The 25,555-nt window shown below is 63.1% G+C and carries 26 protein-coding genes; 13 read left to right on the top strand and 13 right to left on the bottom strand.

Annotated features, from left to right (window positions below; all coding sequences use genetic code 11):
* Window positions 1-22: 22 nt before the first annotated feature.
* On the bottom strand, window positions 23-2,296 hold the full coding sequence (locus ACR0EF_RS09050; protein WP_170372122.1) for an NADP-dependent malic enzyme: 2,274 nt from the start codon (window positions 2,294-2,296) through the stop codon (window positions 23-25).
* A gap of 143 nt (window positions 2,297-2,439) precedes the next feature.
* On the opposite strand from ACR0EF_RS09050, the gene ACR0EF_RS09045 reads away from it, so the two are divergent.
* The 6 genes from ACR0EF_RS09045 to upp all read left to right on the top strand — a co-directional run bounded on the left by ACR0EF_RS09045 (window position 2,440) and on the right by upp (window position 8,154).
* Complete coding sequence (locus tag ACR0EF_RS09045) at window positions 2,440-3,525, top strand: cupin domain-containing protein (protein WP_170372124.1); 1,086 nt, start codon at window positions 2,440-2,442, stop codon at window positions 3,523-3,525.
* Between the two features lie 106 nt (window positions 3,526-3,631).
* Entirely contained in the window at window positions 3,632-4,015 is a 384-nt protein-coding gene (locus ACR0EF_RS09040; protein WP_170338105.1) for a cytidine deaminase, read from the top strand.
* An 11-nt stretch (window positions 4,016-4,026) separates the two neighbouring features.
* A complete protein-coding gene (locus ACR0EF_RS09035; protein WP_170370814.1) occupies window positions 4,027-5,334 on the top strand; it encodes a thymidine phosphorylase in 1,308 nt (435 codons plus the stop codon).
* The gene (locus ACR0EF_RS09030) at window positions 5,331-6,542 is read left to right on the top strand and encodes a phosphopentomutase (RefSeq protein WP_170372127.1); all 1,212 of its coding nucleotides are present in this window, start codon (window positions 5,331-5,333) and stop codon (window positions 6,540-6,542) included. Before ACR0EF_RS09035 ends, ACR0EF_RS09030 begins: the two co-directional genes overlap by 4 nt.
* Window positions 6,539-7,525 carry an adenosine deaminase gene (locus tag ACR0EF_RS09025; RefSeq protein ID WP_170370812.1) on the top strand — a complete coding sequence of 329 codons (987 nt, stop codon included), beginning with the start codon at window positions 6,539-6,541 and terminating at the stop codon, window positions 7,523-7,525. The genes ACR0EF_RS09030 and ACR0EF_RS09025 overlap by 4 nt, the downstream gene beginning before the upstream one ends.
* Window positions 7,522-8,154 carry a uracil phosphoribosyltransferase gene (gene upp, locus ACR0EF_RS09020; protein ID WP_170370811.1) on the top strand — a complete coding sequence of 211 codons (633 nt, stop codon included), beginning with the start codon at window positions 7,522-7,524 and terminating at the stop codon, window positions 8,152-8,154. The genes ACR0EF_RS09025 and upp overlap by 4 nt, the downstream gene beginning before the upstream one ends.
* A 6-nt stretch (window positions 8,155-8,160) precedes the next feature.
* Here upp and ACR0EF_RS09015 read toward each other — a convergent pair whose 3' ends face one another.
* Window positions 8,161-9,174 carry a hypothetical protein gene (locus ACR0EF_RS09015; protein ID WP_170370810.1) on the bottom strand — a complete coding sequence of 338 codons (1,014 nt, stop codon included), beginning with the start codon at window positions 9,172-9,174 and terminating at the stop codon, window positions 8,161-8,163.
* A gap of 145 nt (window positions 9,175-9,319) precedes the next feature.
* Between ACR0EF_RS09015 and ACR0EF_RS09010 the strand changes: the two genes are divergently transcribed.
* The 3 genes from ACR0EF_RS09010 to ACR0EF_RS09000 all read left to right on the top strand — a co-directional run bounded on the left by ACR0EF_RS09010 (window position 9,320) and on the right by ACR0EF_RS09000 (window position 11,850).
* Window positions 9,320-10,255 carry a DMT family transporter gene (locus ACR0EF_RS09010; RefSeq protein WP_170370809.1) on the top strand — a complete coding sequence of 312 codons (936 nt, stop codon included), beginning with the start codon at window positions 9,320-9,322 and terminating at the stop codon, window positions 10,253-10,255.
* The gene (locus ACR0EF_RS09005; RefSeq protein ID WP_170358384.1) at window positions 10,252-10,899 is read left to right on the top strand and encodes a sulfotransferase family 2 domain-containing protein; all 648 of its coding nucleotides are present in this window, start codon (window positions 10,252-10,254) and stop codon (window positions 10,897-10,899) included. Before ACR0EF_RS09010 ends, ACR0EF_RS09005 begins: the two co-directional genes overlap by 4 nt.
* A 186-nt stretch (window positions 10,900-11,085) precedes the next feature.
* Complete coding sequence (locus ACR0EF_RS09000) at window positions 11,086-11,850, top strand: Hint domain-containing protein (protein ID WP_367646407.1); 765 nt, start codon at window positions 11,086-11,088, stop codon at window positions 11,848-11,850.
* A gap of 55 nt (window positions 11,851-11,905) precedes the next feature.
* On the opposite strand, the gene ACR0EF_RS08995 is transcribed toward ACR0EF_RS09000, so the two are convergent.
* From ACR0EF_RS08995 to ACR0EF_RS08965, 7 genes are all read right to left on the bottom strand, one after another.
* Window positions 11,906-14,107 carry a 3-hydroxyacyl-CoA dehydrogenase NAD-binding domain-containing protein gene (locus ACR0EF_RS08995; protein ID WP_170372129.1) on the bottom strand — a complete coding sequence of 734 codons (2,202 nt, stop codon included), beginning with the start codon at window positions 14,105-14,107 and terminating at the stop codon, window positions 11,906-11,908.
* 23 nt (window positions 14,108-14,130) lie between these two features.
* Complete coding sequence (locus ACR0EF_RS08990) at window positions 14,131-15,342, bottom strand: acetyl-CoA C-acetyltransferase (protein ID WP_170337662.1); 1,212 nt, start codon at window positions 15,340-15,342, stop codon at window positions 14,131-14,133.
* Between the two features lie 10 nt (window positions 15,343-15,352).
* Window positions 15,353-15,991, bottom strand: coding sequence for a glutathione S-transferase family protein (locus tag ACR0EF_RS08985; protein WP_170372131.1), 639 nt, complete (start codon window positions 15,989-15,991; stop codon window positions 15,353-15,355).
* Window positions 15,992-16,127: 136 nt separating this feature from the next.
* Complete coding sequence (locus ACR0EF_RS08980) at window positions 16,128-16,340, bottom strand: hypothetical protein (protein WP_005981899.1); 213 nt, start codon at window positions 16,338-16,340, stop codon at window positions 16,128-16,130.
* 56 nt (window positions 16,341-16,396) lie between these two features.
* Window positions 16,397-18,178 carry an acyl-CoA dehydrogenase C-terminal domain-containing protein gene (locus ACR0EF_RS08975; RefSeq protein ID WP_170372132.1) on the bottom strand — a complete coding sequence of 594 codons (1,782 nt, stop codon included), beginning with the start codon at window positions 18,176-18,178 and terminating at the stop codon, window positions 16,397-16,399.
* A 46-nt stretch (window positions 18,179-18,224) separates the two neighbouring features.
* Window positions 18,225-18,626 (bottom strand): MerR family transcriptional regulator, encoded by a 402-nt coding sequence (locus ACR0EF_RS08970; RefSeq protein ID WP_093962630.1) that lies wholly within the window; start codon window positions 18,624-18,626, stop codon window positions 18,225-18,227.
* A 286-nt stretch (window positions 18,627-18,912) separates the two neighbouring features.
* Complete coding sequence (locus ACR0EF_RS08965; protein ID WP_093962629.1) at window positions 18,913-19,281, bottom strand: MerR family transcriptional regulator; 369 nt, start codon at window positions 19,279-19,281, stop codon at window positions 18,913-18,915.
* 113 nt (window positions 19,282-19,394) lie between these two features.
* Here ACR0EF_RS08965 and ACR0EF_RS08960 point away from each other — a divergent pair, with 113 nt between their 5' ends.
* From ACR0EF_RS08960 to ACR0EF_RS08950, 3 genes are read left to right on the top strand one after another with little or no spacing between them, the layout of a single operon-like run.
* Window positions 19,395-19,814 (top strand): PaaI family thioesterase, encoded by a 420-nt coding sequence (locus ACR0EF_RS08960; protein ID WP_170358398.1) that lies wholly within the window; start codon window positions 19,395-19,397, stop codon window positions 19,812-19,814.
* Between the two features lies 1 nt (window position 19,815).
* On the top strand, window positions 19,816-20,334 hold the full coding sequence (locus ACR0EF_RS08955) for a PaaI family thioesterase (protein WP_170372134.1): 519 nt from the start codon (window positions 19,816-19,818) through the stop codon (window positions 20,332-20,334).
* A 5-nt stretch (window positions 20,335-20,339) separates the two neighbouring features.
* On the top strand, window positions 20,340-21,656 hold the full coding sequence (locus ACR0EF_RS08950; protein ID WP_170372136.1) for an MATE family efflux transporter: 1,317 nt from the start codon (window positions 20,340-20,342) through the stop codon (window positions 21,654-21,656).
* Here ACR0EF_RS08950 and arsC read toward each other — a convergent pair.
* The 4 genes from arsC to ACR0EF_RS08930 are packed head-to-tail and all read right to left on the bottom strand — an operon-like array spanning window position 21,653 to window position 23,812.
* Window positions 21,653-21,994 (bottom strand): arsenate reductase (glutaredoxin), encoded by a 342-nt coding sequence (gene arsC / locus ACR0EF_RS08945; RefSeq protein ID WP_170372138.1) that lies wholly within the window; start codon window positions 21,992-21,994, stop codon window positions 21,653-21,655. The two genes, ACR0EF_RS08950 and arsC, sit on opposite strands and share 4 nt — an antisense overlap.
* Window positions 21,991-23,049: a quinone-dependent dihydroorotate dehydrogenase gene (locus ACR0EF_RS08940; protein WP_170372140.1), complete on the bottom strand. Its 1,059-nt coding sequence runs from the start codon at window positions 23,047-23,049 to the stop codon at window positions 21,991-21,993. The genes arsC and ACR0EF_RS08940 overlap by 4 nt, the downstream gene beginning before the upstream one ends.
* Window positions 23,046-23,477 (bottom strand): DUF1330 domain-containing protein, encoded by a 432-nt coding sequence (locus ACR0EF_RS08935; protein WP_170372142.1) that lies wholly within the window; start codon window positions 23,475-23,477, stop codon window positions 23,046-23,048. The genes ACR0EF_RS08940 and ACR0EF_RS08935 overlap by 4 nt, the downstream gene beginning before the upstream one ends.
* Complete coding sequence (locus ACR0EF_RS08930; RefSeq protein WP_170372506.1) at window positions 23,474-23,812, bottom strand: DUF952 domain-containing protein; 339 nt, start codon at window positions 23,810-23,812, stop codon at window positions 23,474-23,476. The genes ACR0EF_RS08935 and ACR0EF_RS08930 overlap by 4 nt, the downstream gene beginning before the upstream one ends.
* 107 nt (window positions 23,813-23,919) lie before the next feature.
* Here ACR0EF_RS08930 and ACR0EF_RS08925 point away from each other — a divergent pair, with 107 nt between their 5' ends.
* The gene (locus ACR0EF_RS08925) at window positions 23,920-25,497 is read left to right on the top strand and encodes a bifunctional metallophosphatase/5'-nucleotidase (protein WP_170372144.1); all 1,578 of its coding nucleotides are present in this window, start codon (window positions 23,920-23,922) and stop codon (window positions 25,495-25,497) included.
* Window positions 25,498-25,555 lie beyond the last annotated feature (58 nt).

The following is a 25,555-nucleotide window of genomic DNA, read 5'->3' as shown; positions in this document are numbered from 1 at the left end:
CAGACGGTTCGGGCCGCCGTGGTCAACCGTAATGCGCGACGGGCGTTCCGGCAATTGCCGCCATGTTCAGCAGCCCGCGCGCCGTAATCGAGGGTGTCACGATATGCGCCTTGTTGCCCATGCCCATCAGGATGGGGCCGACCTCGATGCCGTCGGCCTTCATCTTCAGAATGTTGCGCACGCCGCTGGCCGCATCCGCATGGGCAAAGATCAGAACGTTGGCGGCCCCCTCCAGCCGCGAATTGGGGAAAATCCGCTCGCGCAGTTCGGGGTCCAGGGCCACGTCCAGGTTCATTTCGCCTTCATAGATGAAGTCGCGGGGCTTGCTGTCCAATATCGCGATGGCTTCGCGCAGGCGTTTGCCGGACCCCTCGGCCTGATTGCCGAACTGCGATTGCGAGCAGAACGCGATCTTGGGTTCGATCCCGAACCGCCGCACATGCCGCGCGGCGCCCACGGTGATCTCAGCCAGTTCTTCCGGGCTGGGCAATTGCCGGACATGAGTGTCGGCGATGAACAGCGGGCCGTCTTCAAGGATCATGAGGGACAATGCGCCATGCGGGCGAAGGTCGCCGTCATTCAGCACCTGCTCAACATAGTTCAGGTGCCACCGATACTCGCCGAAGGTGCCACAGATCATGCTGTCGGCTTCGCCCCTGTGCACCATGATTGCGCCGATCGCGGTGGAATTGGTCCGCATGATCGCCTTGGCCAGATCAGGCGTCACCCCCCGGCGCTGCATGATTTGGTGGTACGAGTTCCAATAGTCATAATAGCGCGGGTCGTTTTCCGGGTTTACGATCTGGAAGTCCTGCCCGGGGCGGACCGACAGGCCCAGTCGTTCACAGCGTGCCTCGATCACCTCGGGACGGCCGATCAGGATCGGGGTTTCGGTGGTTTCCTCAAGAATCGCCTGAGCGGCGCGCAGCACGCGTTCGTCTTCGCCTTCGGCAAAGACGATGCGGCGCGAGGCAGCGGCGGCGGCCTCGAAGACAGGGCGCATCAGTAGGGCGGACTTGAAGACCGTCTGGTTCAGCTTTTCCTTGTAGGCTTCAATGTCCTCGATCGGGCGTCTGGCCACGCCGCTTTCCATCGCGGCCCGGGCCACGGCCGAGGATACCACACCCACCAGTCGCGGATCGAACGGCTTGGGGATCAGGTAGTCGGGGCCGAAGGTCAGCTGCTCGCCCTTGTAGGCGGCTGCGGCCTCGGCGCTGGTGGTGGCGCGGGCCATTTCGGCGATGCCTTCAACGCAGGCGATCTGCATGGCATCGTTGATCTCGGTCGCACCCACGTCCAGCGCACCGCGGAAGATGAACGGGAAACACAGGACGTTGTTCACCTGGTTGGGAAAGTCGCTGCGCCCGGTGGCGATGATGGCGTCGGGGGCCACTTCACGCGCGGCGTCGGGCAGGATCTCCGGGGTCGGGTTCGCAAGCGCAAAGATGATCGGCTGTTTGGCCATGCGCGCGACCATCTCGGGCTTGAGCACGTTCGGCCCGCTGAGGCCCAGAAACAGGTCGGCCCCGTCGATCACCTGATCCAGCGTGCGCAGGTCGGTTTTCTGGGCGAATTGGTCCTTGTGCGGGTTCATGTCTTCGACGCGACCCTCATAGACCAGCCCGTGAATGTCGCAAAGCCAGATGTTCTCGCGCTTGACGCCCAGCTTGACCAGCATGTTCAGGCAGGCGATCCCAGCCGCACCGCCGCCGGTGGACACGACCTTGATGTCCTCGAACCGCTTGCCGGCCACGTGCAGCGCGTTGCGCGCCGCGGCCCCCACCACGATGGCGGTGCCGTGTTGGTCATCGTGGAAGACCGGAATGTTCATCCGCTCGCGGCACAGTTTCTCGACGACAAAGCAGTCGGGCGCCTTGATGTCCTCGAGGTTGATCGCGCCGAAGGTCGGCTCCAGCGCGCAAACGATATCGGCCAGCTTCTCGGGGTCGGGTTCGTTCAACTCGATGTCGAAACAGTCGATGCCGGCGAATTTCTTGAACAGGACGGCCTTGCCCTCCATCACCGGCTTAGAGGCCAGCGCGCCGATATTGCCCAGCCCCAGCACCGCGGTGCCATTCGAAACCACGGCCACCAGATTGCCGCGCGCGGTATACATCTCGGCGGTCGCCGGGTCGGCCTTGATCTCAAGGCTGGCCTCGGCCACGCCGGGCGAATAGGCGCGGGCAAGGTCGCGCCCGTTGGCCATGGGTTTGGTCGCCTTGATCTCCAGTTTCCCAGGCTTCGGATGCGCGTGGTAATCAAGTGCGGCCTGACGCAGGCTGGGTGTGTCGGACATGTCAAAACTTCCCGTTTGGAATTTAGTTTAGTGCTAAACTATTTCTTACGCAGGGGAAACCTCGAAATCGCATGACGGCGGATCCGACCCCGACTTGCAAATCCCCCAACGGCCCCTCACAGTCCCGCGCAGAGGAGACCAGCATGACCGATACCATAGCCGAATTCCGCATTCCGACCCAAGAACTGCGAAACGACATTCCGTTCTACACCAAGGTTCTGGGCATGCGGATGGACATGATCTATCCGGCGGATGACCCACGGGTTGCGGTGTTTTCGGGGCATGGCCTGCGACTGCGTGTGGAAAAGGACGCGCCCGAGGCGCCGGGCACCTTGCGTATCCTCACCGATGATCCGGACGGGTTTGCCGGCGGTCAGCGCAGCCTGGTCGCCCCCAACGGCACCCGCATCGAGATCGAAGAGCGCAACCCGCCCCTGGTGATGCCCGAGACGGTTCATTCCTTCGTCGTCCGCAGGCTCAAGGATCAGGCGCCCTGGATCATCGGGCGCGCGGGCATGCACTATCGTGACCTGGTGCCGGACCGACTGGGCGGGTCGATCATCGCCAGCCATATCCGCATTCCCGACGGCGGTCCGGTCCCGGACATGGTGCATTTTCACAAGGTCGGGTTCCAGCTGATCTTCTGCATCCACGGCTGGGTGGATGTGGTCTATGAGGATCAGGGCGACAAGATGCGCCTGACCGCTGGCGACTGTTTCATCCAGCCACCCGAGATCCGGCACCGCGTGCTCGAAGCGTCGGACAACGTTCAGGTGATCGAAATCGGCGTTCCGGCCGAGCATGTCACCGAGATCGACCACGAAATGCAGCTGCCCACGCCGCATTTCCGCCCCGAGCGGGAATGGCAGGGCCAGCGGTTCGTCTACAACCGGGCCGAAGGGGCAGCGTGGCAGCCGTTCCGCCTGCCGGGCTATCAATGCCGCGACACGACGATTGCTGAAAACACCAAGGGCGTGGCGGGCGTTCAGGTGGTGCGCCGGGGGCAGGGCGACCCGGTCTGGGCCAGCCATGATGCCGATATCCACTTTACCTTCGTGATGAACGGGGCCGTCACCCTGGAAGGTGAAGGACGTGATCCGTTTCGTCTGGAGCAGGGTGATGCCTTTGTCATCCCGCCCGGAATGCGCACGCGGCTGGCCGACCCCAGCGACGATGTCGAACTGCTCGAGGTCACGCTGCCGGGGTATTTCAAGACCGATCTGGGCTGACGCGCGGGCGCGCTGCGATTCCCGTACCGAGGGGGCTTCAATTCCCCCGCGGATTTCCAGTAGGGTATGGCATTCTGACCAGATGATCAAAAATCGGGGAATCGCCATGTCGTTGAAAGAAGCAGCCCTCAAGGTGCGTGAAAACGCCTATGCGCCCTATTCGAATTTCAAGGTGGGCGCCGCGGTCCGCACCCCGTCGGGCGAAGTGTTCGCGGGCTGCAACGTGGAAAACGTGGCCTATCCCGAAGGCACATGCGCCGAGGCCGGGGCGATCGCCGCGATGGTCGCCGCCGGAGAAAACAAGCTGGCCGAGGTCTATGTGGTGGCCTCCAGCCCGCAACCGGTGCCGCCCTGCGGCGGGTGCCGGCAGAAACTGGCCGAGTTCGGGGACAAGGACGTGGTGGTCACCATGGCGACGGTGGACGGGATTGAGACCCGCACGACCATCGGCGAGCTGCTGCCCGGCGCCTTCGACGCCTCGTTCATGTAAGGGCCGCGCCCATGGACGCCCGTTCGATCATCGCGAAACTGCGCCGCCGCGAGGTGCCGGATGCCGGCGAGCTGGCATGGTTCGCCCAGGGCCTGGCCGATGGAAGCGTCAGCGACGCCCAGGCCGGAGCCTTTGCCATGGCCGTCTGCATGGGCGGGCTTGGTCCCGAGGGCCGCGCGGCGCTGACGCTGGCCATGCGCGACAGCGGTGAGGTTCTGACCTGGGATCTGGACGGCCCGGTGATCGACAAGCATTCGACCGGCGGGGTGGGGGATTGCGTCAGCCTTGTGCTGGCCCCGGCGCTGGCGGAATGCGGGGCCTATGTGCCGATGATCTCGGGGCGCGGCCTGGGCCATACCGGCGGGACGCTCGACAAGCTCGAGGCGATCCCGGGCGTGTCGACCCAGATCAGCCAGGACCGGCTGGCCCAGATCCTGGCCGAGACCGGCGCCGCTATCGTTGGCGCGACGGCACAGATCGCTCCGGCGGACAAACGGCTCTATGCCATCCGCGACGTGACCGCCACGGTCGAAAGCCTCGACCTGATCACGGCCTCGATCCTGTCCAAGAAACTGGCGGCCAGCCCGGATGCGCTGGTGCTGGACGTCAAGGTGGGCAGTGGGGCCTTCATGAAAACGCTGGACGAGGCGCGCAAGCTGGCGCAGGCCCTGACCGAAACGGCCAATACGGCCGGGTGCCGGACCTCGGCCCTGATCACCGACATGAATCAACCGCTGGCGCCCGCCTTGGGCAACGCCCTGGAAATCGCTGAAGTGATGAAGGTTCTGACCGATGGGCAACCCTCGCCCCTGGCCGAGATTTCGGCCGAACTGGGCGGTGTTCTGCTGTCTGACGCAGGTATGGTCGGCGACGCGCGGGCCGGGCGGGACATGATCGCCGAGGTGATCCGCGATGGCCGTGCGGCCGAACGGTTCGGACGGATGATGGCCGCGGTAGGCGGGCCGCTGGGGCTGGTTGATGACTGGGCGCGCTATCTGCCCGAGGCCAGCGTGATTCTTGAGGTCACGGCCCAAGACGAAGGCTATGTCACCGCGATGGACGGCGAGGCTCTGGGCCTTGCTGTCGTGGCGCTGGGCGGTGGCCGGCAGGTGGAAAGCGACGCGATCGACCCGGCGGTGGGCCTGTCGGGGCTGGTGCGGCTGGGCGACAAGGTCTCGGCCGGGACGCCGCTGGCCGTGGTCCATGCCGCGCGCGAGGACGCCGCGCAGCGGGCCGCGCAAGCCGTGCGTGCCGCAATGACCCTCGGCCCGGCGCCCGTTCCGGTGCCGGAGCTGGTACAAGAAAGGATCCTCGCATGAGCCGCGCGTTCCTTGTGGTGATGGATTCGGTGGGTATCGGCGGTGCGCCGGATGCTAACCGGTTCTTCAACGGCGACGTGCCGGACACGGGCGCGAACACGGTGGCCCATATCGCGCAGGCCTGCGCCGAAGGGCGGGCCGAGGATGGCCGGTCCGGGCCGTTGCGCCTGCCCAACCTCGATGCGCTGGGGCTGGGGGCGGCGGTGCGACTGGCTTCGGGCCCGGTTGTGCCGGGGTTGGAGGCCGACCCGGCCGGACTGTGGGGTTGCGCGCGCGAGCATTCGCCGGGCAAGGACACACCTTCGGGCCATTGGGAACTGGCCGGGCTGCCGGTGCCGTGGGACTGGCACTATTTCCCCGACACGGTCCCCGCGTTCCCTGATGATTTGACCCGCGCCGCCGCGCAGGCCGCAGGTACCGAGGGCATTTTGGGCAATTGCCATGCCTCGGGCACCACGATCATTGCCGAACTGGGCGCTGAACATATGCGCACGGGTTGGCCGATCTGCTATACCTCGGCCGACAGCGTGTTCCAGATTGCCGCGCACGAGGAGACGTTCGGGCTGGAGCGTCTGTACCAGATGTGCCGGACCCTGGCCCCCATGCTGCACGAGATGAAGGTGGGCCGGGTGATCGCGCGCCCCTTCGTGGGATCGCCCGAACAGGGGTTTGTCCGCACCACCAACCGCAAGGATTTCGCCATCACGCCGCCCGCGCCGGTGCTGACCAACTGGGCGCAGGATGCCGGGCGCCGCGTGCATGGCGTGGGCAAGATCGGCGACATCTTCTCGATGCAGGGGATCGACACGCTGGACAAGGGCTCGGACGCCGATCTGATGGGTCACCTCTCGCGCCTTGTCGACAGCGCCGAGGACGGCAGCCTGACATTCGCCAACTTCGTCGAGTTTGACAGCCAGTACGGCCACCGGCGCGACATCTCGGGCTATGCCCGCGCGCTCGAGTGGTTCGACGCCGAGATCGGCCGGATCCTGCCCCGGCTGCGCCCGGGCGACCTGTTTCTGCTGACCGCCGATCACGGCAACGACCCCAGCTGGGTCGGCACCGACCACACCCGCGAACAGGTGCCGGTGCTGATCGCCGGCCTGGGGGCCGGACAGATCGGGCAGGTCAATTTCGCCGACGTGGCCGCCAGCATCGCACATCATCTGAACATTCCGGCGCAAGGGCCGGGAAGGACCTTTCTATGACCGTCGCAGACCTGCCCAAGATCGAACTGCACCTGCATCACGAAGGCGCGGCCCCGCCCGCCTTCATCCGCCAGCTGGCGCATGAAAAGAAGGTTGACCTGAGCGGCATCTTCAAGCCCGACGGCAGCTATGACTTCCGCGATTTCGCGCATTTCCTCAGCGTCTACGAGGCCGCCTGCGAGGTGTTGAAAACCCCCGAGGATTTCCGCCGCCTGACGCTGGCGATCCTGGAAGAAAGCGCGGCGAACGGGGTGGTCTATTCCGAAACCTTCCTCAGCCCCGATTTCTGCGGCGGGGGCGATCTGCATGCCTGGCGCGACTATCTGGCCGCCATTCAGGACGCTGCCGACGAGGCCGAGCGCAAGTTCGACATCACCCTGCGCGGTGTGGTGACCTGCGTGCGCCATTTCGGGCCCGACAAGGCCAAGCGCAGCGCGCTGTGCGCCGCCGAAACCGCGGGTGACTGGGTCACCGGGTTCGGTATGGGCGGGAACGAGGCCATGGGCCAGCAGGCCGATTTCAAATGGGCCTTCGACTGCGCGCGCGAGGCCGGATTGCGCCTGACCACCCATGCCGGCGAATTCGGCGGCCCCGAAAGCGTGCGCGATGCGGTGCGCGCGCTGGGAGTCGAACGGGTGGGCCACGGCGTGCGGGCCATCGAAGACCCCGATCTGGTGCATGAGCTGGCCGACCGGGGCACCACGCTCGAGGTCTGTCCGGGCTCGAACGTGGTGCTGGGCCTGTACCCGGATTTCGCCGCCCACCCGATCGCGCGGCTGCGCGAAGCGGGCGTGAAGGTCACGGTTTCCACCGATGACCCTCCGTTTTTCCATACCACCATGCGCCGCGAATATGAGATGCTGGCCCAGGCCTTCGGCTGGGACGCCGAGGACTTCGCCGCGCTGAACGACACCGCCCTGAACGCCGCATTCTGTGATGAAGAGACCCGCGCAAGGGTCAGGAAAAGACTGGAGAACACATGAGCGAACATCTGACCGTCGTCGACCACCCGCTGGTGCAGCACAAACTGACGCTCATGCGGGACAAGGGCACCTCGACCGCCTCGTTCCGGCAACTGCTGCGCGAGATCACGCTGCTGCTGGCCTATGAGGTGACCCGCGACCTGCCGCTGACCACGCGCCACATCGAGACCCCGATGGAGGAGATGGACGCGCCGATCCTGGCGGGCAAGAAACTGGCGCTGGTGTCGATCCTGCGTGCGGGCAACGGGATGCTGGATGGCGTTCTGGAATTGGTGCCCTCGGCCCGGGTCGGATTTGTGGGGCTGTATCGCGATGAAGAAACGCTACAGCCGGTGCAGTACTACTTCAAGGCCCCCGAAGGCCTAAAAGATCGGCTGGTGATTGCGGTTGACCCGATGCTGGCCACCGGCAACAGCTCGGCCGCTGCGATCGACCTTCTGAAACAGGCCGGTGCCACCGACATCCGGTTCCTGTGCCTGTTGGCCGCCCCCGAAGGTGTGGCGCGCATGAAAGAGGCGCATCCCGACGTCAAGATCGTTACTGCCGCACTGGACCGCGAGCTGAATTCCAAGGGCTACATCATGCCCGGTCTGGGCGATGCCGGAGACCGGATGTTCGGCACCAAATAGGCGCGCCTAGTCGCTGCAGATGTTCTGCAGCCGTACCCAGTCCCGGTCGGGCATAACCTGATCCAAAGGCTGACCCGCCATCGGGTCGGCCTCGATCAAACCCAGAACCGTTTCGCCGGTTATGTCAACCGCATAGGCATATGGGGTTGAGGGCAAATTGGCGGACGCAAACGCCTCCAGCAAGTCGTCTTCCGGAACTGCGGGGCGGGGTTCGGCCAGAACCTGTTCGGTATAGGTGTCCACGATCTGGGGTGTCAGTTCGCCCGTCGTCAGCAGGCGAAACGCTGCAGTGGGGCCAGTTTTGTCCAAGAGATCATCCAACGGATCATGCTGCCGGGCCCGCGTGCGTTCAGTTATCACGTAACCGGCGGCAACCGCGGGATCTTCACTGTCTTCAACCAGCGCCCGGTTCAGCAGCACGATCCCTCCGGGAAGTGACAGGCTTTCCTGCACCCCGGCCGGCAACACAACGATCCGTCGCACACCTGTTCTCTGGGCCAGCTTCTGCAGCGCCGGCTGCGCGTCCGCCGAGGCGCAGGCCCGGCCCGAGACCCGTTCAATCCGTTGCAGAATCGTGTTCCCGATGTCCTGCCGTTTGATCTCGGGCACGACCTTTTCGACATGGCTTTGCAGGGCGCCGGGCAGCCAGAACAGCAAGATCGCCGCGACAGCCGCAACCACGCCGCCGACACTGGCCCACCGCAACCGCCCGGGATGCGGGCGCGCCCGTTCGATGGCGCGTTGCAAGCGGTCGATTGCCTCGATCATGGTGGATTCGGACTGCTCCAGCTCCAGTGTCTCGTCCGGATCGCCGTCGGGGTTGAATATCGCGGGGAACTTGCCCGGGTTCTGCCTTTCAAGTGCGGCAAGCGACCAGTGCGTCAGCGCGCGATCGTTGAAATCGGTGATGGTCAACGTCGCTTCGCCGATCGAAACAACCACTTCGCGCCGCTGCTCGTCGGGCGACGGGCGCCACAGACCGGTAGCCTCGATCCGCTGGTATTGTTTCAGTGCCGTCATTTCGATGAGGTCTGCTCGTTTTTTCTTTTGTCGATTTCTAACACGGAGAGATTAATCCGCGCAAACCTGTTGCGTGGTGATTTGGAAATGTGCTCGATAACTGGGACGCGCAGTTTCGGCCAAAGGGCCCGGAGGCCAAGGCCACATGCAGACAGCACATCCTTCTTCACCGGTTCTTGCATCGGTTCTGATGGTCTCGGCCATGGCAATCATCGGCGTCGTGGACAATTTCGTCATTCGGCTGGCCGAAACGATCGGTCTGTGGCAATTCCACCTTAGCCGGGCCGTGATGATGCTGCCTCTTATCGTTGGACTGTCGTTTCTTGGGTTTGGAGGGCTGCGACCTCAGAGGTTTGGGGCGGTCCTGCTGCGCAGTGTTCTGATCACCCTGGCGATGTTGTTCTATTTCAGCTCACTGGCTTTGATGCCAATTGCTCAGGCCCTTGCGGGGCTGTTCACATCACCGATCTTCGTTCTGTTGATTTCCGCGCTGTTGCTGGACCAGAAGATCGGCCCCTGGCGGGTCTTGGCTGTGCTTATGGGGTTTGTCGGAATCCTCTGTGTTTTGCAGCCTGACCCCAATGCCTTTGATGCGACCAGCCTATTGCCGGTGGCAGGCGGCTTTTTCTATGCGCTCAGTGCGATCCTGACCCGAACGCATTGTGCAAACGAAAGCACCGTCGCTTTGCTGGCCGCGATGATTGTCACGCTTGGGCTGGCCGGCGCCCTTGGCCTCGCCGTGTTTTCGGTTTTGCCGGTTGTGGAGTCTGACGGCCCGGCCGGTTTTGTGACCCGGGGCTGGGTCTGGCCGATGGAGGCCGCTCTGCCGTGGGTCGCATTGCAGGCGGTTGGGTCCACGGCTGCGGTATTCATGCTGATCAAGGCCTACCAACTGGGCGAGCCGTCATATGTCGCGGTGTTCGAGTATTCGGTCATGATCTTCGGGCCGGTTTTTGCCTGGGTGGTGATGGGGCAGGGGATCGGACCGCTGCAGATTGCGGGCATCGCCCTGATCGCCGCGGCCGGCGCAGTGCTGGCGTGGCGGGCGAGCGTGGTTCCCCAACGGGAACCGGCGCAATGATTCTATCAACAGGGCGGACCTACATCTTCATACATATTCCCAAGACCGGGGGAACATCGCTGGCGCTGGCGCTCGAGCAGCGGGCCATGAAGGACGATATCCTGGTGGGCGACACCCCCAAGGCGCAGCGCAGAAACAAACGCAACAGGTCACTGAAGACGGCGGGAAGGCTGTGGAAACACTCCCGTCTGACCGATTTGCGGGGGCTTTTGCCCGACCAGCAGATGCAAGAGATGTTCGTGTTCACGCTGATCCGCAACCCGTGGGACCGGATGGTCAGCTATTACTACTGGCTGAGGGATCAGTCCTTTGATCACCCAGCAGTCCATCTGGCCGGGCGGCTGGATTTTGAGGCCTTTGTTCTGCACCCTAAAATCCAGCAGTCCTTTCGGGAAAACCCGTTCCCATCCTATGTCAGAGACGCCACCGGAACCGATCTTTGTCGCGCATACATTCGGATCGAAAGCTTTCAGCGGGATGCGGCCCCACTGTTCGATCATCTGGGGTTTCGTCTGGACCTTCCGCATGAAAACCGGTCAGCCCGGGGGGCGGAATACGCCAACTACTACTCGGTCCAGGCAAAAAAGGCTGTGTTTGACGCCTGTCGCGAAGACATAGAGAGATTCGAATATCGGTTCGAATAAGGCTGGTCGATTATTTCCCGAATTGCGCGAAACGCTGACAAATACAGGCTTTTGTTTATAAAAAAACGCGACTAATGGGGCGAAAAAGGCCCAAATTGGCCCTAAATATGGCAAAACTAAGTCACTCCCGAAAACTTCGTGCTAGCACAATGGGATAGTTTGAAAGTGCCAAAAGGGGGTAGGCACGTGTTGGAAGTAGTGAGTGTTTCGGGGTTTTCCGAAAATAATATCCAGACCGTACCGGGTGACGCCGTTTCGGTCAGGCGTGGCGGATTGCTGCACGGGACGAAGGTTGCCACCACCAGTGGCTGGAAACTGGCCGAGGCATTGGTTGCCGGCGATCTGGTCAGAACGATGGACAACGGGTTTCAGGAAGTGAAACGCGTGTCCCACGACAGAATAGCCGTACCGGCTGGCGAGGTTCGACCTGACTTTTTGCCCGTGCGCGTGCCGTCCCGCGCGGCATATAACGGTCGTGCGGTCTGGCTGATGCCCGAGCAGGGAATGGCCGTAGCCTTGTCTTCTGATTTCAACATAGACGAGGGGCTGGCGATCATTCCGGCGCGTCTGCTGAGCGGGCACTTCAGCTTTTCCTCTCAGACACCGGCAGAGGAGTTCCAGGTCACATCGCTGTTTTTTGACCAGGACGAAGTGGTCTTCATCGAGGGTGGCTTTCAAGCCTTCTGTTCCTCGTGCCGCATCCGTTCGCTGTCTGGCCCGTCCCGACGATCCTACGCGGTGCTGGAAGAATCCGAGGCGCGGAGCCTCGTAACATCTATCGCAGAGGCCGGCGAACTGTCGGCCCTTGCAAACCCGTTGGGTGCACTGCCTGCACCCATCCCGCAGGAACCGATCTTTCCGATACGTCCCCCATCGGGTGTGCGGCGTCCGGGACGTCCGGGGCGGCCCAACGTGCCGGCCTTGTTTCTGCGGCCTGAATGGCAGACCTGACCAAACACTCTAAGAAAGATGCTGGCGCATGGGATCATGCGCCAGCATCACTTGTTCAGGCAGCCTTGGCTTCGGGGGCGAAGCGGCCGTAGAAGGTCTGACCTTTTTCGGCCATCTCGCGCAGCAGCGGCGGGCAGGCGAAGCGGTCACCGTATTTCTCCGACAGCTGGTCACAACGCTCGGCCGCGTAGGGTGCACCGATGATATCAAGCCAGCTGAACGGACCACCTGACCACGGCGCAAAGCCCCAGGCCAGGATGGCGCCGACATCGCCTTCGCGGATGTCTTCCAGAACACCTTCTTCGAGCGCGCGCACGGCTTCGAGAACCTGTGCGAACATCAGGCGTTCCTGTACCTCGATCAAGTCGGGCTGCTGCTCGGCCAGCGGATACTTGTCCTGCAGACCTTTCCAGTAGCCGATGCGCTTGCCGTTTTCGTCATAATCGAAGAACCCGGCCTTGGACTTGCGGCCCAGGCGACCCTGTTCTTCCATCCAGAAGATCAGATCGTCCGCCGGGCTTTCCGGGTAGGCATCGCCCATTGCCGCCTTGGTCGCCCGGGCAATCTTGGCGCCCAGGTCGATCGAAGTTTCGTCGGTCAGCTGAACCGGACCAACCGGGAAGCCCAGTTGACGGGCGGCATTGTCGACCAGAACCGGACTGACGCCTTCGGTGATCATCCGCGCCCCTTCGTTGATGTAGGGGATGATGCAGCGGTTGCAGTAGAAGAACCGCGCGTCATTGACCACGATCGGCGTCTTGCGGATCTGGCGGACATAGTCCAGCGCCTTGGCCACGGCCCGGTCACCGGTTTCCTTGCCCTTGATGATCTCGACCAGGAACATCTTCTCGACCGGCGAGAAGAAGTGGATGCCGATGAACTGATCGGGCCGCTTGCTGGCCTTGGCCAGTTCGGTGATCGGCAGGGTCGAGGTGTTCGAGGCAAAGATGCAGTCCTCGGGGATGATCGCCTCGACCTTCTGGGTCATCTCGGCCTTGACCTTGGGATCCTCGAACACGGCTTCGATGATCAGATCGCAGCCCGCCAGCTTTTCGAGGTCCGGCGTGGCAGTGATGCGGGCCAGCATGGCCTCTTTCTTTTCGGCCGTGACCTTGCCACGCTTCATGCCCTTGTCCAGATAGGCTTCGGTATAGGCCTTGCCCTTGTCCGCGGCGGCCTGATCGCGGTCGATCAGCACGACCTCCATCCCGGCCTGCGCCGAGACCAACGAGATGCCCGCGCCCATCATGCCCGCACCCAGAACGCCGATTTTCTTGACCGACTGATCCGGAATGCCTTGCGGACGAACGGCGCCTTTTTCCAGCGCTTCCTTGTTCAGGAACAGCGAACGGATCATCGCGCCCGAGGACGGGTTCATCAGCACCGAGGTGAACCAGCGCGCCTCGATCTTCAGCGCGGTGTCGAAATCGACCAGTGCGCCCTCATAGACCGCGCTAAGAAGGGCCTTGGCCGCCGGGAAGGCGCCCTGGGTCTTGCCGTTCACCATGGCCGAGGCACCCACGAAGTTCATGAAGCCCGCCGGGTGATAGGGCGCGCCGCCGGGCATCTTGTAGCCCTTGGCGTCCCACGGCTTGACCAGATCGGCAGCCTTGGCGTTCAGCACCCATTCCTTGGCCGCTGCCAGCGGATCGGCTGCGATCTCGTCGATGTAGCCTGCGCCCTTGGCCTTTTTCACGTCCAGCATCTTGCCTTCCAGCAGCAGCGGAGCCGCCGCGATGGCGCCCACCTTGCGGACCATCCGGGTGGTGCCGCCCGCGCCGGGGAAGATGCCGACCATGATTTCCGGCAGGCCGTATTTGGCCTTGGGGTTCTCGGCGGCAAAAATGCGATGGGTCGCCAGCGGCAGCTCCATGCCGATGCCGGCGGCGGTGCCGGGCAGGGCGGCCGCGATCGGTTTGCCACCTTTCTTGGTCTTGGGGTCCATGCCGGCCAGCTCGATCTTGCGAAGCAGAGCGTGCATTTTCATCGTGCCTTCGAACAGGCCCTTGGCCGGGTCGTCGCCCGCCTGTTCCTTCATGACCGCCAGCAGATTCAGGTCCATGCCGCCAGCGAACGAGCCTTCCTTGCCGCTGGTGATCACGATTCCCTTGATCTCGTCATCGGCCAGGGCCTGATCGATGCAGTCGTTCAGTTCGGACAGGCCGTCGAACGACATCACGTTCATGGTCTTGCCGGGGACGTCCCAGGTGATGATGCCAACGCCGTCGGCGTCTTTGGTCAGTGTAAAATCAGCCATTTTTCTTCTCCTGAACCCCGCCGTTACACACGTTCGATGATGGTTGCCGCGCCCATGCCGGATGCGATGCACAAGGTGGCCAGACCGGTTTCCTTGTCCTGGCGCTCCAGCTCGTCCAACAGGGTGCCGATGATGATCGCGCCGGTGGCGCCCAGCGGGTGGCCCATGGCGATCGAACCGCCATTGACGTTGACCAGCGCCGGATCGACGTCAAACGCCTGCTGGAACCGCAGCACGACCGAGGCGAAGGCCTCGTTGACCTCGAACAGGTCCAGATCACTGATCTTCATGCCGGTTTCGGCCAGGATCTTTTCGGTCACCGGAACCGGGCCGGTCAGCATGATGGTCGGGTCGGTGCCGATCTTGGCGGTGGCCTTGATACGGGCGCGCGGCTTCAGGCCGTATTTCTCGCCGAATTCCTTGTTGCCGATCAAAACGGCCGCCGCGCCATCCACGATGCCCGAGCTATTTCCGGCGTGGTGGATGTGGTTGATCTTTTCCAGATGCGGGTATTTCAGCATCGCCACCTTGTCAAAACCGGGCATCTGCTCGCCCATCATCTGGAAGGACGGGTTCAGCGCGCCGAGGCTCTGCATGTCGGTGCCGGGGCGCATGTATTCGTCGCGGTCCAGGATGGTCAGACCGTTGCGGTCCTTCACTGAGATCACCGACTTGGCAAAGCGGTTCTCTTCCCACGCCTTGGCCGCGCGTTTCTGAGACTCGACGGCCAGCGCGTCGGCATCGTCGCGGCTGAAACCGTATTCGGTGGCGATGATGTCGGCCGAGATGCCCTGCGGGACGAAATAGGTCTCCATCGCCAGCGACGGATCGACCGCGATGGCGGCGCCGTCGCTGCCCATGGGCACGCGGCCCATCATCTCGACGCCACCGGCGATATAGGCCTCGCCCGCGCCGCCTTTGACCTGGTTGGCGGCCAGGTTCACGGCCTCCATCCCGGATGCGCAGAACCGGTTGATGGCCAGGCCAGGGATCGATTCATCCAGGTCCGAGGCCAGAACCGCGGACCGAGCCAGGCAGCCGCCCTGTTCCATCACCTGGGTCACGTTGCCCCAGATCACGTCCTCGACGGCGTGGCCTTCCAGGTTGTTGCGTTCCTTGATGGCGTTCAGGGCCACCGCCGACAGGCGCACCGAGGTCACCTCGTGCAGGCTGCCGTCCTTGCGGCCCTTGCCGCGCGGGGTGCGCAGGGCATCATAAATGTAAGCTTCGGTCATATTTCTCTCCTCAAGCTCGATCCGACGGATTGCCGGGCATCAGGTCATAGGGGTGTTTCCATCCGGGCTGCTCGGACAGGCGGGTCAGCCAGGCGTCGATATGGGGCCATTCGGCGCGGTCAAAGCCGAAGGGTTCGGGGTAATACAGGTAGCCGCAGCAGCTGAGATCGGCGTTGGTCACGCTGTCGCCGACGATCCAGTCGCGGCCCTCAAGATGCGCGTTCAGTACCTGATAGGCGGCCTTCAGGCGGCCCTGGTTGAAGGCGATCACATCCGGGTTGCGGTGCTGCTCAGGCAGAAAGTTGATCAGGAACCGGGTCATGCCAGCCATCGAGCTGAACTTGTGGTTATCCCACAGCACCCAGCGCAGGATGTCATAGTTCGCTTCCCGCGTCTTGCCGCCGAATTTCCCTGATTTTTCGGTGACATAGGCCTGAATCGCGCCCGACTGGCTGGTCCGGAAATCTCCGTCGATCAGCACCGGCGCTTCGCCCATTTCGTTGACTTCGGCGCGGTATTCGGGGGTTCGGGTCTGGCCGTTGAAGAAATCGACAAAGACCGGCTCCCATTCCAACCCCGACATCTCGAGCGCAAGGGCGGCCTTGTACGAGTTTCCGCTTTCTCCGAAGCAATGCAGTTTTATCGTCATGCACTCACCCCTCCCAAGGCGGTTTGTACGGTTTCGTCACGCACGTGTTTCGAGAAAGACCTGACCGCGGGCCGCAGCTGCGTTCGGACTTGTCTTGCTGAAAACACGCCGGGCCTGGGCCAGGCATTGGGGTCGTCTAGCGTTTGCGCGCCTCAAGCTCGGAATTGAAGATGCGCAGCCGGTGGGTCAGGTTCTCCTCGTCGATCACGCTGTTGAAGTTCTCGAACAGGAATGACAGCGCCTCTCCTTCGTCCAGCCCGGCCTCGCGGGCAAACCCCTTGAGTTTTCGATACCCGTCCTCAGTCATGGCGACGGGAAAGCGGCGGGTCAGGCGAAAGCGTTTGGGCATGTCATCTCCTCCATGAGCGCTGGTTCCGGGCGGGGTCGCCCGGAACCAGACTGGGATCAGAAGTTCGCCGCGTCCAGTGCCATCACCGTGTCGGCGCCGGTCTGGATCCGCGCCAGGTGCATGCCCGTGGCCGGCAGACGGCGCGCCATGTAGTAGCGGCCGGTGGCGATCTTGGTCTCGTAGAAGTCCTTGTCGGACGCACCGGCATCCAGTGCTTCCTGCGCGGCCTTGGCCATCTGCGCCCACATCAGGCCCAGGCAGACATGACCGAACATGTGCATGAAGTCATACGAGCCCGACAGAGCGTTGTTCGGGTTGGTCATGCCGTTCTGCATGAAATACATGCCGGCGGCCTGCAGGTCTTTCGAGGCGGCCTTGAGCGGTTCGATGAAGGCCTTGTCATAGGCTTCGTCCTTGCCGCTGTTTTCCTTGCAGAAGGTTTTGACCATGTCGAAGAAGGCCATGACATGCTTGCCGCCGTCCTGCGCCAGCTTGCGGCCGACCAGGTCCAGCGCCTGAACGCCGTTGGCTCCTTCGTAGATCATGGCGATGCGGGCGTCGCGGGTGTATTGCGACATGCCCCATTCCTCGATGTAGCCATGGCCGCCATAGACCTGCTGGGCCTGAACGGTCATGTCGTAACCTTCGTCGGTCAGGAAGCCCTTGATGACCGGGGTCATCAGCGAGATCAGCCCGTCGGCATCCTTGTCACCCGAACGGTGCGCCTTGTCGATCAGGGTCGCGCCCCACAGGATGAAGGCCCGCGCGCCTTCCACAAAGCTTTTCTGGTCCATCAGGCTGCGGCGGATGTCGGGATGTACGATCAGCGGATCGGCCGGGCCTTCGGGATTCTTGACGCCGGTCACGTCGCGGCCTTGCAGGCGGTCCTTGGCGTATTCCAGCGCGTTCTGATAGGCGGCCTCGGCCTGAGCCAGACCTTGCATGCCGACACCCAGACGCGCTTCGTTCATCATGGTGAACATGGCGCGCATGCCCTTGTGTTCCTGACCCAGCAGGTAACCGGTTGCGCCGTCATAGTTCATCACGCAGGTCGAGTTGCCGTGAATGCCCATCTTTTCTTCGATCTTGCCGACCGAAACGCCGTTGCGCTCGCCCAGGCTGCCGTCTTCGTTCACCAGGAACTTGGGGACGATGAACAGCGACACGCCCTTGATGCCCTCGGGGCCGCCGGGGATCTTGGCCAGCACCAGGTGGATGATGTTGTCGGCCATGTCGTGATCGCCGGACGAGATAAAGATCTTCTGGCCGGTGATCTTGTAGCTGCCATCACCCTGCGGCTCGGCCTTGGTGCGCATCAGGCCCAGATCGGTGCCGCAATGCGGCTCGGTCAGGTTCATGGTGCCGGTCCATTCACAGCTGACCATCTTGGGCAGATATGTGTCTTTCTGCGCGTCGGTGCCATGCGCCAGGATGGCCGAGGCCGCGCCGTGGGTCAGGCCCTGATACATGGTGAAGGCCTGGTTCGCGGCCGAGAACATCTCGCCCACGGCCGTGCCAAGAACATAAGGCATGTTCTGGCCGCCATATTCCTCGGGCATGTCCAGACCGGTCCAGCCGCCTTCCTTGACCTGCTCGAACGCGTCCTTGAACCCGGTCGGGGTGTAGACCACGCCGTTTTCCAGCCGGCAGCCTTCGGTGTCGCCGACCACGTTCAGCGGGTGCAGCAGGTTGACGGCGACCTTGCCGGCCTCTTCCAGAACGGCGCCCGTGAACTCGGGCTCCAGCTCATCGTAGCCCGGAATATCCGAGGCCGAGATTCTCAGAACGTCATGCAGAACGAATTGCGTGTCTTTGGTAGGCGCGTTGTAAACGGGCATTTGAAGCTCCCTTAATTCAGATGTCCGGGTGGCAGGCGGCGCGGAGTTACTCGGCCGCCTTCTTTTCCTGTTTCATCGAGGCGATGACCTTCTCGCCCCAGCGCAACTGCTCCTTCAGATCGTCAATGGCCTGAGTCAGTTCCTCGCGGCGGGCTTCCATGTCCGCCAGACGCTCGCACGCGATTTCATAGGTGCGGGTCATCTGGGTCAGTTGCTGGTCGCCGACATGGTACAGATCCAGAAGCTGTCGAATCTCTTCCAGGCTGAAACCAAAGCGTTTGCCGCGCAGGATCAGCTTGAGCCGCGCCCTGTCACGTTTGGTGAACAGCCGTTTTTGGCCCTCACGGATCGGAAACAGAAGCTCTTTGGCTTCGTAGAACCGCAAGGTCCGCGGCGTGACGTCATAGGTCTCGCACATCTCGCGGATGGTCATAAGATCTTCGGTCATTGGTCACCCTCTCGTCGCTGGCGTCATGAGAAAGTTGCGCAGTCGATGGCCGCTTTACAACATGAGATTGACGTTTACGTAATCCAGACGCTGCGTCACAAAGAAATTGACGTAACTTCCGGTCGCGTAAAGCGGCGGGTTGGCAATTTTCTTTCCGTTGGGTCAGCCAAATCCATTGTAACCGCGCGGTTCGAATCCGACGGGCAGGCAGCAGGGCTCCAGCCGAAAAATGCAGATTTCCGGTGTAATGAGGGATGGATTTGGGGGGGGGCTCGAACTGGCCGATTTAGGTCAGGGAGTTGGCCGTTTGATCGCGAAGGCGCTGCAACTCGTCCATGGCTTCGTCCAGTTGCTGACGCTGCTGACGCAGTTCTTCCATCTGGCGGTCGGCCATTTCGACAAAGGTGGCCATCTGGGCCTTGTTGCCTTGATCTTCGTAGATCAGCAACCACTGCCGGATTTCCTCAAGTGGGAAACCGAACTTTCGGCCACGCATGATCAGCTTCATCCGCGCACGCTCGCGCGGACCGTAAAACCGTGAACGTCCTTCCCGGTCTGGCTGCAGCAGCTCGATATACTCGTAGTAGCGCAGGGTGCGCGGAGTCACGTCGAACTCGGCGCACATCTCTTTGAATGACAAACGCTTGTCGGACATTCCTGTTCTCCTCGGTTGCAACCTAGGGCGTTGTGCGGACAAGCGCAACAGGCGGGCTTGCCCTTTGCGCGCAGAGCAGATCATAAAGGGGCAGGACAACAGGACTGAACCTCATGGTCGACAAAACAGTACTCGCCCGCCAGTTCATCGAGGCGATCCCCCATGCGCGGGCACTGGGCCTGACGCTGACCCATATCGGCGAGGGTGAGGCCGAGATCACCATGCCTTACAACGAGGATCTGATCGGCGATCCCCGCACGGGCGTGATTCACGGTGGGGCGGTGTCGGCCAGTCTGGATACCTGCTGCGGGGCTGCGGTCATGAGCCACCCGGCCGCGCCCGGCGGCACAGCCACCATCGACCTGCGCATCGACTACATGCGCGCCGCAACGCCCGGCCAGACGATCACCACCCGCGCGACCTGCTATCACATCACGCGCAATGTGGCCTTCGTGCGCGCAACTGCCATGGACGACGATCAGGATCGCCCGGTGGCCACCGCCTCGGGCGCCTTCACAGTCGAGGGGAAGTGAGATGGCAAGACCCCGTCCCGAACCGATGCAGGTGGTGAAACAGCGCCGCGACGCGGCCCTCAAGGCGCTGGTCGAGGGGGTTCCGTATATCCGGTTCCTCAATATCAGCTTCGACCGGCGCGGAGACGAACTGACCGGAATTCTGAATTTCGACGAAAAGCTGATCGGCAACCCGTTCCTGCCGGCGATTCATGGGGGCGTCACGGCGGCCTTTCTCGAGGTGACGGCGGTGATCACGCTCAGCTGGGAGCACCTGTTCCCGCGCATCGAAAGCGGTGAGATCGATGCCGAGGACATCATCTCCGATCACAGTATCCGCTTTCCCAAGACCATCGATTTCACGGTGGATTACCTGCGCTCGGGCCTGCCGCGCGATGCCTATGCACGCGCCTTCATCAGCCGGGCAGGGCGGCGGTATGCCTCGGTGCGCGTCGAGGCTTGGCAGGACAACCACGCCAAGCTGTTCGCACAGGCCACAGGGCATTTCCTGATGCCGCAAGAGCCTTCGGCCAAGGGCTGAGCAAAATGCGGGACGCCTCGGCACCCATCACGCACAGACGGGTGCTGAAGATCGCGGTGCCGATCGTGCTGTCCAACGCGACGGTGCCGATTCTGGGCGCGGTAGATACCGGCGTGGTCGGCCAGATGGGGCAGGCCGCCCCGATCGGCGCGGTTGGCATTGGCGCGGTCATTCTGGCCACGATCTACTGGGTGTTCGGCTTTCTGCGCATGGGCACGACCGGATTGGCGGCGCAGGCCCGAGGCGCGGGAGACACGGCCGAAACCGGTGCGCTGCTCATGCGCGGCCTGCTCTTGGGCGGCACGGCGGGGCTGTTCTTTATCGTGGCGCAGGCGGCGGTGTTCGCAGGGGCCTTCGCGCTGTCGCCCGCCAGCCGCGAGGTCGAGGCGCTGACGCGCAAATACCTCGAGATTCGCATCTGGGGCGCGCCCGCGACCATTGCGCTTTATGCCGTGACCGGCTGGCTGATCGCGGTCGAGCGCACGCGCGGCGTGTTCGTCCTGCAGGTTTGGATGAACGGGCTGAACATCCTGCTGGATCTGTGGTTCGTGCTGGGTCTAGGCTGGGGCGTCGAAGGTGTGGCGGTGGCCACGTTGATCGCCGAATGGACGGGTCTGGCGCTGGGCCTGTGGCTGTGCCGCGATGCGTTCGGGGGCAATCAATGGCGCGACTGGGCGCGGATCTTCGACCCCGCCCGCCTGCGCCGGATGATGCAGGTCAATGGCGACATCATGATCCGGTCGGTTTTGCTGACCGGGTCCTTCACCACCTTTCTGTTCGTGGGCGCCGATCTGGGTGACGTGACGCTGGCCGCCAACCAGGTTCTGCTGCAGTTCCTGGAAATCACCGCCTTTGCGCTGGACGGGTTCGCCTTTTCCGCCGAGGCGCTGGTGGGCAGCGCCGTCGGAGCCAAGGACCGATACCAGGTCCGGCGCGCCTCGGTCATGGCGTCGCAATGGGGCGTCGGTGGGGCTCTGGTGCTGGGGGTCACTTTCTTTTTGGCGGGGCCGGCCTTAATCGACCTGATGGCGACAGCGCCCGAGGTGCGGATCGCGGCGCGCGAATACCTGATCTGGGCGGCACTGGCCCCGGTGATCGGCGTTGCCAGCTGGATGTTCGACGGTATCTATATCGGCGCCACCTGGACCCGCGCTATGCGCACCGCCATGATCCAGTCGGTGGCAATCTATGTGGTGGCGCTGTTCCTGCTGGTGCCAAACTTCGGCAATCACGGGCTGTGGGCCGCGCTGATGGTGCTGAACTCCGCCCGCGCGGTGACGCTGGGCCTGCGCTATCCCCGGCTCGAGGCGCAGGTGGCCTAGAACAGGGTCAGCAGGTTCTCGGGCGGGCGACCGATGGCGGCCTTGTCGGCGGTGATCCCGACGGGGCGTTCTATGAGGATCGGGTTCTCGGCCATGGCCTGAACCAAGGCCTCTTCGGGTGTTTCCTGGCTCAACCCCAGTTCCTTGAACCGCGCCTCGCCCCTGCGCATCATCTGGATCACCGGGATGCCCAACCGGGACAGCACCGCACGCAGCTCATCCGCGCTGGGCGCGTCCTCGAGGTATTTGCGAACGGTGACTTCGGCGCCGCGGTCCTGCAGCAGGGCCAGCCCGGCGCGCGATTTTGAACACCGTGGGTTGTGCCAGTATTCGATCACAGCCAATCCTCTCGTTTGCTGCCGACAGCGTCGGCCACCGATTTGAACCCGTCCCGCGCCAGCAGGGCGTCCAGCCCCCGCGCGATCTCGGCCGCCAGCGACAGGCCGCCATAGACCATCGCGGTATAGAACTGCACGGCCGAGGCCCCGGCGCAGATTTTGGCATAGGCCTGTTCGGCCGTGCCGATGCCACCCACGCCGATCAGCGGGATCTGCCCGTCGGTCAACTGGCTCAGCCGAGCCAGAACGCGGGTCGATTTCTCGAACAGGGGCGCGCCCGACAATCCGCCGGCCTGATCCTTGTGCAGGCTGCGCAGCCCTTCGCGCGACAAGGTCGTGTTGGTGGCGATGACACCGTCGATGCCCGTGTCACGGGCGACATCGGCGATGTCCCGCAGTTCGTCATCCGTCAGGTCGGGGGCGATCTTCAGAAACACCGGGACCCGCCGCGCCAAGGCATCGCGGGTGTCCAGCACACCTGCCAGCAGGGCGCTCAGCGCTTCTTTCCCCTGCAGGTCGCGCAGCTTTTCGGTGTTGGGTGACGAGACATTCACCGTGGCGAAATCCAGCCATTGCCCGCAATGGGCCAGCACATGCGCAAAATCCCGCGCCCGGTCGGTGCTGTCTTTGTTGGCGCCCAGGTTCAGGCCGATCACCGCGTCCTTGGGGCGGTGCGCCAGACGCCGGGCCATCGCCTCTATTCCCTCGTTGTTGAAGCCGAACCGGTTGATGGCGGCGCGGTCCTCGGTCAGTCGGAACAGGCGCGGCTTGGGGTTGCCCGGCTGCGGGCGCGGGGTCACGGCGCCCACCTCAATGAATCCGAAGCCCGCGCGCGACAGCGGGCCCAGAACCTCGCCATTCTTGTCGAACCCGGCGGCCAGCCCCACCGGGTTGGGCAGGTCCAGCCCGGCAAGTTGCGTGCGCAAGCGCGTCGAGGTGACGGGACCGGGCGCCGGGGTCAAACCCGTTTTCAGCGCCTTGATCGACAGGCCGTGCGCGGTTTCTGGGTCCAGGCGATGTAGCGCGGCTAGGGCCAGTTTCTCGGTCAGTTTCATCCGAAGGACGCTCCGGTTGGGGTAGGGGCGGTGCGGATCAGACGCGAGTCGGCCACAGCCGCCTGCCGGTGAATGACCGCCGCGCGATAGGCCGGGTCGGTCACCATCTCCAGAAACGCATGGGCCGAGGGGTAACGGGCGATGAACATCTCGTCCCACGCCTCGCCCTGCGGGCCGATCAGCGTTGTTTTGAACGTGCCGCGCCAGATGATCGAGGCCCCCAGCCGCGCGATGATCGGGGCGGTTTCGGCTCCATACCGGCGATAGGCTTCTGCGCCGCTCAGCACCGCGCCGGCCAGTTCGTGGCCCGCGGGATAGACGGCCTTGGCGCGGAACCGCACAAGGTTCAGCATCTCGATCGGGTGATCGCGGTCCAGCGCTTTGAACGCCTCGAGCTGGGCGCGGTCGGGGTCGATATGGCCGGTCATTGCATCTCCTCGGGGAAGCGGTGCGCGCCGTTTTCCAGCGGCAGCGGTTTGGCCCAGACCACATCCGCCATGCGCATGTTGCGATAGAGATGCGGGAACAAGGCCCCGCCGCGCGAGACCTCCCATCTCAGATCATCGCCCATTTTCTGGGCATCGCAGGCCACGAGGGTCAGGTTTTCGACCCCGGCAAAGTGTTTAGCCGCGGTCTCGGCCGCCTGTTCTGCGGTGGAGAAATGCACAAACCCATCCGCCACATCGATGGGCGCGCCCCGGGTTTCGCCCTGTGCCTGCAGGGCCGCCCATTCCTCGGCCCGGAATATCTTGTAGATCAGCATGGCGCCGTGATGCCCCGCGCGCGGGGTAGAATCAAGCCGCATTTCCCCCTTTGACTCTTTGCCGCCCTCGGCGCACGATCCTGACAATCAATAACAGGGAGTTTCAAATGATTACCCGTTTCCTGACATCCGTCGCGGCCCTTGGCCTGACTGCAGGCATGGCGGCGGCCGACTACAAGCTGACCATTCTGCACACCAACGACTTCCATTCCCGGTTCGAGCCGATCAACAAATATGACAGCGGCTGTGGTGCCGAGGATAATGCCGAGGGCAAGTGCTTCGGCGGTTCGGCGCGACTGGTGACCGCGGTCAACGACGCCCGCGCACGGGCCGAAAACTCGATCCTCGTGGACGGCGGTGACCAGTTTCAGGGGTCGTTGTTTTATACCTATTACAAGGGCAAGGTCGCGGCCGAGTTCATGAACAAGCTGGGCTATGATGCGATGACCGTGGGCAACCACGAATTCGATGACGGCCCCGAGGTTCTGGCCGGTTTCGTCGATGCGGTCGAATTTCCGATTCTGATGTCGAATGCGAACATCGAGAACGAAGAACTTCTGACTGACCGGATCAAGAAATCGACCGTGATCGAAGTGGGTGGAGAGAAGATTGGCCTGATCGGCCTGACCCCCGAAGACACCGACGAGTTGGCTTCACCCGGGCCGAATGTCGTGTTCTCTGATCCTGTTCCGGCGGTTCAGGCCGAGGTGGACAAGCTGACGGGGGAAGGCATCAACAAGATCATCGTGCTCAGCCACTCGGGCTATGGTGTCGACCAGCGGGTCGCGCAGGAAACCACGGGTGTTGACGTGATCGTGGGCGGACATTCGAACACTTACCTTTCGAACACTTCGGACAAGGCCGCCGGGCCATATCCGACCGTTGTGAACGGGGTGCAGATCGTTCAGGCCTATGCCTACGGCAAGTTCCTGGGCGAGCTGAACGTGACCTTCGATGACGACGGCAACGTGGTCGAGGCGGTGGGTGAACCGCTGATCATGGACAACACCGTGACCGAGGATCCGGCTGCCCTTGATCGCATCGCTGAACTGGCCAAGCCGCTGGACGAGATCCGCAACAAGGTCGTGGCCAGCGCCGCGGCTCCGATCGAAGGTGACCGGTCGATCTGCCGCGTGCAGGAATGCGAGATGGGTAACCTGGTGGCCGATGCCATGCTGGCGCGGGTCGCCGATCAGGGCGTTCAGATCGCCATCGCCAACTCGGGTGGCCTGCGCGCCTCGATCGACGCGGGCGACGTGACCATGGGCGAGGTGCTGACCGTTCTGCCCTTCCAGAACACGCTTTCGACCTTCGAGATCAGCGGACAGGGCATCATCGATGCGCTGGAAAACGGCGTCAGCCAAGTGGAAGAGGTCAAGGGCCGTTTCCCGCAGGTGGCCGGGCTGAAGTTCACCTGGGATCCGTCGGTTTCCCCCAACGAAGGCCGCGTGACCGAGGTCATGGTGGCCGAGGGTGATGGCTATGTGCCAATCGATCCGGCCAAAACCTATCTGGTGGTGACCAACAACTATGTCCGCAACGGTGGAGACGGGTACAAGATGTTCTCTGGCGAGGATAAGAATGCCTATGACTTCGGTCCCGACCTTGCGGATGTGACCGCGGAATACCTTGCGGCCAATGCGCCATACACGCCCTATCTGGACGGACGTATTCAGCAGAAGTGATTGCTGACACAAAGAAAGAAAAGGCCGCATCCAAGGATGCGGCCTTTTTTGTTGGGTT

This window comes from Ruegeria sp. CG8 (assembly GCF_056537165.1).
This window is presented reverse-complemented; position numbering and strand designations above follow the sequence as displayed.

Excerpts from the sequence above, each read along its gene's own strand:
- ACR0EF_RS09015 (WP_170370810.1), bottom strand. The coding sequence starts at position 9,174 with ATGACGGCACTGAAACAATACCAGCGGATCGAGGCTACCGGTCTGTGG.
- ACR0EF_RS08990 (WP_170337662.1), bottom strand. The coding sequence starts at position 15,342 with ATGACCGAAGCTTACATTTATGATGCCCTGCGCACCCCGCGCGGCAAG.
- ACR0EF_RS08925 (WP_170372144.1), top strand. The coding sequence starts at position 23,920 with ATGATTACCCGTTTCCTGACATCCGTCGCGGCCCTTGGCCTGACTGCA.
- ACR0EF_RS09050 (WP_170372122.1), bottom strand. The coding sequence starts at position 2,296 with ATGTCCGACACACCCAGCCTGCGTCAGGCCGCACTTGATTACCACGCG.
- ACR0EF_RS08975 (WP_170372132.1), bottom strand. The coding sequence starts at position 18,178 with ATGCCCGTTTACAACGCGCCTACCAAAGACACGCAATTCGTTCTGCAT.
- ACR0EF_RS08930 (WP_170372506.1), bottom strand. The coding sequence starts at position 23,812 with ATGCTGATCTACAAGATATTCCGGGCCGAGGAATGGGCGGCCCTGCAG.
- ACR0EF_RS09045 (WP_170372124.1), top strand. The coding sequence starts at position 2,440 with ATGACCGATACCATAGCCGAATTCCGCATTCCGACCCAAGAACTGCGA.
- ACR0EF_RS09030 (WP_170372127.1), top strand. The coding sequence starts at position 5,331 with ATGAGCCGCGCGTTCCTTGTGGTGATGGATTCGGTGGGTATCGGCGGT.
- ACR0EF_RS09005 (WP_170358384.1), top strand. The coding sequence starts at position 10,252 with ATGATTCTATCAACAGGGCGGACCTACATCTTCATACATATTCCCAAG.
- ACR0EF_RS08955 (WP_170372134.1), top strand. The coding sequence starts at position 19,816 with ATGGCAAGACCCCGTCCCGAACCGATGCAGGTGGTGAAACAGCGCCGC.
- ACR0EF_RS09035 (WP_170370814.1), top strand. The coding sequence starts at position 4,027 with ATGGACGCCCGTTCGATCATCGCGAAACTGCGCCGCCGCGAGGTGCCG.
- ACR0EF_RS08935 (WP_170372142.1), bottom strand. The coding sequence starts at position 23,477 with ATGACCGGCCATATCGACCCCGACCGCGCCCAGCTCGAGGCGTTCAAA.
- upp (WP_170370811.1), top strand. The coding sequence starts at position 7,522 with ATGAGCGAACATCTGACCGTCGTCGACCACCCGCTGGTGCAGCACAAA.
- ACR0EF_RS09040 (WP_170338105.1), top strand. The coding sequence starts at position 3,632 with ATGTCGTTGAAAGAAGCAGCCCTCAAGGTGCGTGAAAACGCCTATGCG.
- ACR0EF_RS09010 (WP_170370809.1), top strand. The coding sequence starts at position 9,320 with ATGCAGACAGCACATCCTTCTTCACCGGTTCTTGCATCGGTTCTGATG.
- ACR0EF_RS08970 (WP_093962630.1), bottom strand. The coding sequence starts at position 18,626 with ATGACCGAAGATCTTATGACCATCCGCGAGATGTGCGAGACCTATGAC.
- ACR0EF_RS08995 (WP_170372129.1), bottom strand. The coding sequence starts at position 14,107 with ATGGCTGATTTTACACTGACCAAAGACGCCGACGGCGTTGGCATCATC.
- ACR0EF_RS08960 (WP_170358398.1), top strand. The coding sequence starts at position 19,395 with ATGGTCGACAAAACAGTACTCGCCCGCCAGTTCATCGAGGCGATCCCC.
- ACR0EF_RS08980 (WP_005981899.1), bottom strand. The coding sequence starts at position 16,340 with ATGCCCAAACGCTTTCGCCTGACCCGCCGCTTTCCCGTCGCCATGACT.
- ACR0EF_RS08940 (WP_170372140.1), bottom strand. The coding sequence starts at position 23,049 with ATGAAACTGACCGAGAAACTGGCCCTAGCCGCGCTACATCGCCTGGAC.
- ACR0EF_RS08965 (WP_093962629.1), bottom strand. The coding sequence starts at position 19,281 with ATGTCCGACAAGCGTTTGTCATTCAAAGAGATGTGCGCCGAGTTCGAC.
- ACR0EF_RS08950 (WP_170372136.1), top strand. The coding sequence starts at position 20,340 with ATGCGGGACGCCTCGGCACCCATCACGCACAGACGGGTGCTGAAGATC.
- ACR0EF_RS08985 (WP_170372131.1), bottom strand. The coding sequence starts at position 15,991 with ATGACGATAAAACTGCATTGCTTCGGAGAAAGCGGAAACTCGTACAAG.
- ACR0EF_RS09025 (WP_170370812.1), top strand. The coding sequence starts at position 6,539 with ATGACCGTCGCAGACCTGCCCAAGATCGAACTGCACCTGCATCACGAA.